The organism is Amycolatopsis sp. ATCC 39116 (genome assembly GCF_000231075.2).
GTDB classification, from domain to species: Bacteria; Actinomycetota; Actinomycetes; order Mycobacteriales; family Pseudonocardiaceae; genus Amycolatopsis_E; species Amycolatopsis_E tucumanensis.
This window is the reverse complement of the sequence record NZ_AFWY03000103.1, coordinates 1-6,152: the sequence shown is the minus strand read 5'-3', so window position 1 is coordinate 6,152 and position 6,152 is coordinate 1. Positions and strand designations below refer to the sequence as shown.

Below are 6,152 nucleotides of genomic sequence, written 5' to 3'. Positions count from 1 at the left end.
GGCCGCGCCGCCGGGAGCGGCGGTGAGCGCGGCGAGCTGGCTGCTGGCGAGAGCGGCGGACGCGGCAAGCTGGCCCGTGGCGATCGGCGAGTGGCACCGCAGGGAGCCGCGAGCGCGGCAAGCGCTGCAGAACCCAGCAAGGCAGGCCGCAGACGCGGCAGGGCCGGTGCGCACGGCGGCGGTCCGCGCCGCCGGGAGCGGCGGTGAGCGCGTAGTAGGGCCGCCGGAAGCGGCAGGCGCGGCAAGCTGGCCGGTGGCGAGAGCGGCGGGTGGCACCGCAGGGAGCGGCGGGTAGCAGCGCAGGGAGCGGCGGGTAGCAGGGAGCGGCGGGCGCACCGCAGGGAGCGGCGGGCACGCCGCCGTAGGCGGCGAGCGCGGCAGGGCCAGCCGGTAGCGGGCGCGGGTGGCCAGTGCGGCCGCTCAGCGCGCCCGGCCCCGGCCGGGCTGCCCTGGGCCGAGGGCAGTCGAGGCAGCCCCTCGCCGGGCGCGGATTCAGCCCGCCATCGAGCGCATCCGCGTCACCTCGTCGCTCTGGGAGGCGATCACGTCGGTCGCCATTTCCTCCACGAAGACGTCCGACCCGGCGCTCAGCACCTCCGTCGCCATGGTGATCGCGCCCTCGTGGTGCGCTGTCATCAGCTGCAGGAACATCCGGTCGAACTCGGGACCCGACGCGGCCGCCAGCGCCGCCAGCTGCTCCTCGGTCGCCATCCCCGGCATGGGCCCGTGCGAGCCGTGGTGGCCGGCGTGCTCCCCCGGCACCTCGAGCCCCCGCTGCCGCAGCCACGCCGTCATCGACGTGATCTCCGGCGCCTGCGTCGCGGTGATGCGGGCCGCCAGGCCTTTCACGTCCTCCCGCGCGGCCCGCGCCGGCGCCAGCTCGCCCATCCGGATCGCCTGCTGGTGGTGCATGATCATCCGCTGCGCGTACGACACGTCGGCGTCGTTGTGCCGGTTCGCCGGCACCGCCGAGCCCGCCTCGTCCGCGGGCAGCGTGCGGGCCGGCTCCCCTGGCGCACCGGGCACCACGACCGGCGGCGCCTCCGGCTCGGCTGCGCACGCCGACGCCAGCACCGCCGCGGCCAGCAGCGTTCCCACGACGAACCCCCGCACCCAGGCCTCCTCGCACTCGTCCGTTCCCGCGACCGTACCGCAGGAAAAGCCTACTTTCGGCGCTGTCCTCGCCACCGAGGATCCGGGCATACTTCGTATTTCTTCCGAACGAAAGGGGTTGGCCACGTGGCTCCGGGGACGCAACGCAGACGCCGGCTCTTCGCGCTCGCCGGCGCGATCGCCCTGTCGCTGACCACACTCGGCGCCGCACCGGCGTCGGCCGCTCCCGGCATTCCGGGTGTCGACGAGGTCAGCCAGTCCCGCAACATCCAGCACCTGGCGAACATCCCGAAGCAGGCCCCGTTCGACAACGTGGACGCCTTCGGCACGGACATCGCGTTCACCGACGACCACGCGATCGTCGGCAACTACAACGGCTTCACGATCTACGACATCAAAAAGCCCAGCAAGCCGAAGATCGTCAGCCAGGTCCTCTGCCCCGGCTCGCAGAACGACGTGTCGGTGTCCGGCGACCTGCTGTTCCTGTCCACCGACTCCTCACGCAGCGACAACTCCTGCGCCAGCGCCGGCCAGCCCGCCACGAACCAGAACTCGTGGGAGGGCATCAAGATCTTCGACATCAGCGATCTGGCCAACCCGAAGTACGTGGCCGCGGTCGAGACGAAGTGCGGTTCGCACACCCACACGCTGGTGCCGGGCAAGAACGGCAAGGACGTCTACCTCTACGTCTCCTCCTACAGCCCGCGCCCGGAATTCCCGGACTGCCAGCCGCCGCACGACCTGATCTCCGTGGTCAAGGTCCCGGTGCGCAACCCGGCCGCCGCGGCCGTCGTCAACGAGCCGGTGGTCTTCGGCCCGGAGGGCGGCAACCCCGGCATCCCCGGCACCTTCCCGAACCACTACGTCACCGCCACCTCCGGCTGCCACGACATCACCGCCTACCCGGACAAGGACCTGGCGGCGGGCGCGTGCATGGGTGACGGCGTGCTGTTCGACATCTCCGACCGGGAGCACCCGCGGATCATCGAGCAGGTCCAGGACGACACCAACTTCGCGTTCTGGCACTCGGCGACGTTCAACAACGACGGCACCAAGGTCGTCTTCACCGACGAGCTGGGCGGCGGCGGCCAGCCGGCGTGCTCGGCGGGGATCGGCGCGGTCCGCGGCGCGGACGCGATCTACGACATCACCGGCCGCGGCGACGACCGCAGCCTGCGCTTCGCGAGCTACTTCAAGATCCCGCGCGAGCAGGCCGCGACCGAGAACTGCGTGGCGCACAACGGTTCGCTGATCCCGGTCAAGGGCCGCGACATCATGGTGCAGGCCTGGTACCAGGGCGGGATCTCGGTGTGGGACTTCACCGACTCCGCCCACCCGAAGGAGCTGGCGCACTGGGAGCGCGGGCCGCTGTCCACCGAGCAGCTGATCGTCGGCGGGTCGTGGTCGGCCTACTACTACAACGGCCACATCTACTCCTCCGACATCCAGAAGGGGCTGGACGTGTTCGCGCTGCACGACCCGCGCACGGCGAGCGCGAAGTCGGTCCGGATGGACGAGCTGAACGTCCAGACCCAGGGCCGCTACCGCGGATGATCCACTAGCACAACCGGACGATCGAAGGCAAATCCATCCTGCCGCCGATCACCAGGCGGGACAGCAGTCCCCCAACCCGGTGATCGTCGGCAGGATGGCGCCATGTCCGAAAACACCCCAGACGACGCCATCCTCCCCGAAAAGCCGCGCCGGAAGCGTGGCCCGCTGATCGGCGTCATCCTCGCCGTGGTCGTCGTCCTCGTCGCCGTGGTCCTGATCGTCGTCAACACGACATCGGACTCCGGCACCACCGCCGGTCACACCACCGTGAAGATCGGCGTGACCGACGCCAGCGCCGACTACTGGAAGACCTTCCGGCAGATCGCCGCCGACAACGGCATCGACCTGGAACTGGTCAACTTCTCCGACTACACCCAGGCCAACCCGGCGCTCGCGCAGGGCCAGCTGGACGTGAACCTGTTCCAGCACCTGCTGTTCCTCGCCAACTACAACGTCAGCGCGAACCAGGACCTCACCCCGATCGGCTCGACCTACGTGGTGCCGCTGAGCCTCTACTCGCGCAAGCACGCCACCCTCGCCGACATCCCGGCAGGCGGCCGGATCGCGATCCCGAACGACCCGACCAACCAGGCGCGCGCCCTGCTCGTGCTGCAGTCGGCCGGCCTGATCTCGCTGCGCGGCGGCGGGAACGTGCTGTCCACGCCGGCCGAGATCGACCAGGCCGCCTCCAAGGTCACGGTGACGCCGGTGGACGCCTCGCAGACCGTGGCCGCGCTCCCCTCGGTCGACGGCGCGATCGTCAACAACAACTTCGCCTTGGACGCGAACCTCGACCCGTCGAAGGCGCTGTTCAACGACAACCCGGCCAACCCGTCCGCCGAGCCCTACATCAACACCTTCGTCACCCGCGCGCAGGACAAGGACAACCCGACCTACCTCAAGCTCGCCCAGCTCTACCGCGATCCGCGCGTGGCCGGCGAGGTGAAGGCCGAGTCGAAGAACACCGCCGTGCTGGTCGAGCGCCCGAACACCGACCTGCAGGCGATCTTGGACCGCCTCGAGCAGACCGTGCGGGCCGCGAAGAAGTGAACGCGCTCATCGAGTTCCAGGGCGTCACCAAGCGGTTCGGTGACGTCACGGCCCTGGAAGACGTCGACCTGACCATCGCCGCCGGCGAGGTCTTCGGCATCATCGGCTACTCCGGCGCGGGCAAGAGCACGCTGGTCCGGCTGATCAACGCGCTGGAACCGGTCACCTCCGGCCGGGTCCTCGTCGACGGCGTGGACCTCACCACGCTGCGCGAGCGGGAGCTGCGTGAAGTGCGGGCCGGAATCGGCATGATCTTCCAGCAGTTCAACCTGTTCCGCTCGCGCACGGTGTTCGGCAACGTGGCCTACCCGTTGAAGATCGCCGGGTGGGACAAGGCGCGCCGGAAGGCGCGGGTGGCCGAGCTGCTGAAGTTCGTCGGCATCACCGACAAGGCGTGGCACTACCCGGACCAGCTCTCCGGCGGGCAGAAGCAACGCGTCGGGATCGCCCGCGCGCTGGCCACGAACCCGAAGATCCTGCTCGCCGACGAGTCCACCAGCGCGCTCGACCCGGAGACCACCGGCGAGGTGCTGCGGCTGCTCAAGCGGGTCAACACCGAGCTGGGCGTGACGATCGTGGTGATCACCCACGAGATGGAGGTGGTGCGTGAGATCGCCGACCGGGTCGCGGTGCTGGACTCCGGCCGGGTGATCGAGCAGGGCAGCGTGTTCGAGGTGTTCTCGTCGCCGAAGACGCGCACGGCGCAGCGGTTCGTCGGGTCGGTCGTGCGGGACACCCCGGACGGCGCGGACCTGGACCGCATCCGGGCGCGGCACGGCGGGCGGCTGGTGTCGGCGAAGGTGCACGACGACGGCAGGCTCGGCGCGGTGCTGTCCGACGCGGTCGGCAAGCACAACGTGCGGTTCGAGATCGTCTACGGCGGCATCACCGCGTTGTCCGGCCGGTCGTTCGGCGGTCTGACGCTCGAACTGATCGGCGCCGACGCCGACGTGGACGCCCTGATCGCGGACCTGCGCGCCACCACCGAGATCGAGGAGATCGCGGCATGAGCCTGGACTGGGAGACCCTCGGCCCGGTGTTCTGGGAGGCCATCGCGCAGACGCTGGGCATGGCCGTGGTGACGCTGGTCGTCGGCGGCGCGCTCGGGCTGGTGCTGGGCATCCTGCTCTACACGACGCGCGCGGGCGGGCTGCTGGCGAACCGGTTCGTGTTCACCGTGCTCAACGTGCTGGTGAACATCATCCGGCCAATCCCGTTCATCATCTTCATCACCGCGATCGGGCCGGTGACGATCTTCGTCGTCGGCACCCAGCTGGGCACCGCGGCGGCGACGTTCGCGCTGGTGTTCGCGGCGACGTTCGGGATATCCCGGATCGTCGAGCAGAACCTGGTCACCATCGACCCGGGCGTGATCGAGGCGGCGCGGGCGATGGGCGCGAGCCCGCTGCGGATCATCCTCACGCTGCTGGTGCCGGAGGCGCTCGGGCCGCTGGTCCTGGGCTACACGTTCGTGTTCGTCGCGATCGTCGACATGACGGCGGTGGCGGGCGCGGTCGGCGGCGGCGGGCTCGGTGACTTCGCCATCACCTACGGCTACCACCGGTTCGACTGGGTGGTCACGTGGCTGGCGGTGGTGACGATCATCGTGCTGGTGCAGGGCGCGCAGTTCCTCGGCAACTGGCTGGCGCGCAAGGCGCTGCGGCGTTGACGCGCGGGGCGGCGGGGCGGACAGTGGGGCGATGGCGCTGCAGCTGAGCCTTCGTCAGGCGCGTGAGCTGCCCGAACTGCGGTTCGAGCCGACGCGCAAGCGGGTGCGGGCGGTCGCCGGCGGGAAGGTGTTCGCCGATTCCCGCCGAGCGGCCCTGGTGTGGGAGCCGCGGCGGGTGGTGCCGCAGTACGCCTTCCCGGCGGCCGACGTCCACGCCTCGCTCACGCCCGCCCCGCCGTCCGACGTCGAGTGGCACCCGGTGTCGCTCGGGCCCAACACCGGTGTGCTGGACCCGAGCACCGGGTTCGCCGCGCACACCACCGCGGGCGCGCCGCTCACGCTGAGCCTGGATGGGGTGGTCCTGAAGGGCGCCGGGTTCCGGCCGGACGACCCGGATCTGGCGGAGTACGTGATCACCGACTTCGACGCGTTCGACGAGTGGCTCGAAGAGGACGAGCCGATCGTGTCCCACCCGCGCGACCCGTTCCACCGCGTCGACGTGCGGCGCAGTTCGCGGCACGTGCGGGTGGAGGTCGACGGGGTGGCGCTGGCGGACACGAAGGCGCCGCTGCTGGTGTTCGAGACGTCCCTGCCGCCGCGGCTGTACCTGCCACCGTCCGATGTGGACTTCAGCAGGCTGCGGGAGTCGGCCAGGGAGACCACGTGCGCCTACAAGGGGCGGGCGCGGTACTGGTCGGCCGAGGTCGGCGGCCGGACGCACCCGGACCTCGCGTGGGCGTACGAGAAGCCGCTCCCGGACGCCGCG

General features: G+C 70.7%; 6 protein-coding genes. 5 read left to right on the top strand and 1 reads right to left on the bottom strand.

From position 1 onward, the window contains the following. Nucleotides 1-492: 492 nt before the first annotated feature. Nucleotides 493-1,113 carry a DUF305 domain-containing protein gene (locus AMY39116_RS0341485; RefSeq protein WP_020423490.1) on the bottom strand — a complete coding sequence of 207 codons (621 nt, stop codon included), beginning with the start codon at nucleotides 1,111-1,113 and terminating at the stop codon, nucleotides 493-495. Between the two features lie 126 nt (nucleotides 1,114-1,239). On the opposite strand from AMY39116_RS0341485, the gene AMY39116_RS0341480 reads away from it, so the two are divergent. From AMY39116_RS0341480 to AMY39116_RS0341460, 5 genes are all read left to right on the top strand, one after another. Next, nucleotides 1,240-2,667, top strand: a complete 1,428-nt coding sequence (locus tag AMY39116_RS0341480; protein ID WP_020423489.1) for an LVIVD repeat-containing protein — start codon at nucleotides 1,240-1,242, stop codon at nucleotides 2,665-2,667. A 102-nt stretch (nucleotides 2,668-2,769) separates the two neighbouring features. Next, nucleotides 2,770-3,717 carry a MetQ/NlpA family ABC transporter substrate-binding protein gene (locus AMY39116_RS0341475; protein WP_020423488.1) on the top strand — a complete coding sequence of 316 codons (948 nt, stop codon included), beginning with the start codon at nucleotides 2,770-2,772 and terminating at the stop codon, nucleotides 3,715-3,717. Continuing rightward, nucleotides 3,714-4,727, top strand: a complete 1,014-nt coding sequence (locus AMY39116_RS0341470; RefSeq protein ID WP_020423487.1) for a methionine ABC transporter ATP-binding protein — start codon at nucleotides 3,714-3,716, stop codon at nucleotides 4,725-4,727. Before AMY39116_RS0341475 ends, AMY39116_RS0341470 begins: the two co-directional genes overlap by 4 nt. Continuing rightward, entirely contained in the window at nucleotides 4,724-5,386 is a 663-nt protein-coding gene (locus AMY39116_RS0341465; protein WP_020423486.1) for a methionine ABC transporter permease, read from the top strand. Before AMY39116_RS0341470 ends, AMY39116_RS0341465 begins: the two co-directional genes overlap by 4 nt. Before the next feature lie 31 nt (nucleotides 5,387-5,417). Continuing rightward, nucleotides 5,418-6,152, top strand: a 735-nt coding sequence (locus tag AMY39116_RS0341460; RefSeq protein WP_020423485.1) for a DUF427 domain-containing protein, incomplete at its 3' end; no start/stop codon positions are given.

Bases quoted from the DNA above. Each gene is read 5' to 3' on its own strand.
- AMY39116_RS0341465 (WP_020423486.1), top strand. From the start codon at position 4,724: ATGAGCCTGGACTGGGAGACCCTCGGCCCGGTGTTCTGGGAGGCCATC.
- AMY39116_RS0341475 (WP_020423488.1), top strand. From the start codon at position 2,770: ATGTCCGAAAACACCCCAGACGACGCCATCCTCCCCGAAAAGCCGCGC.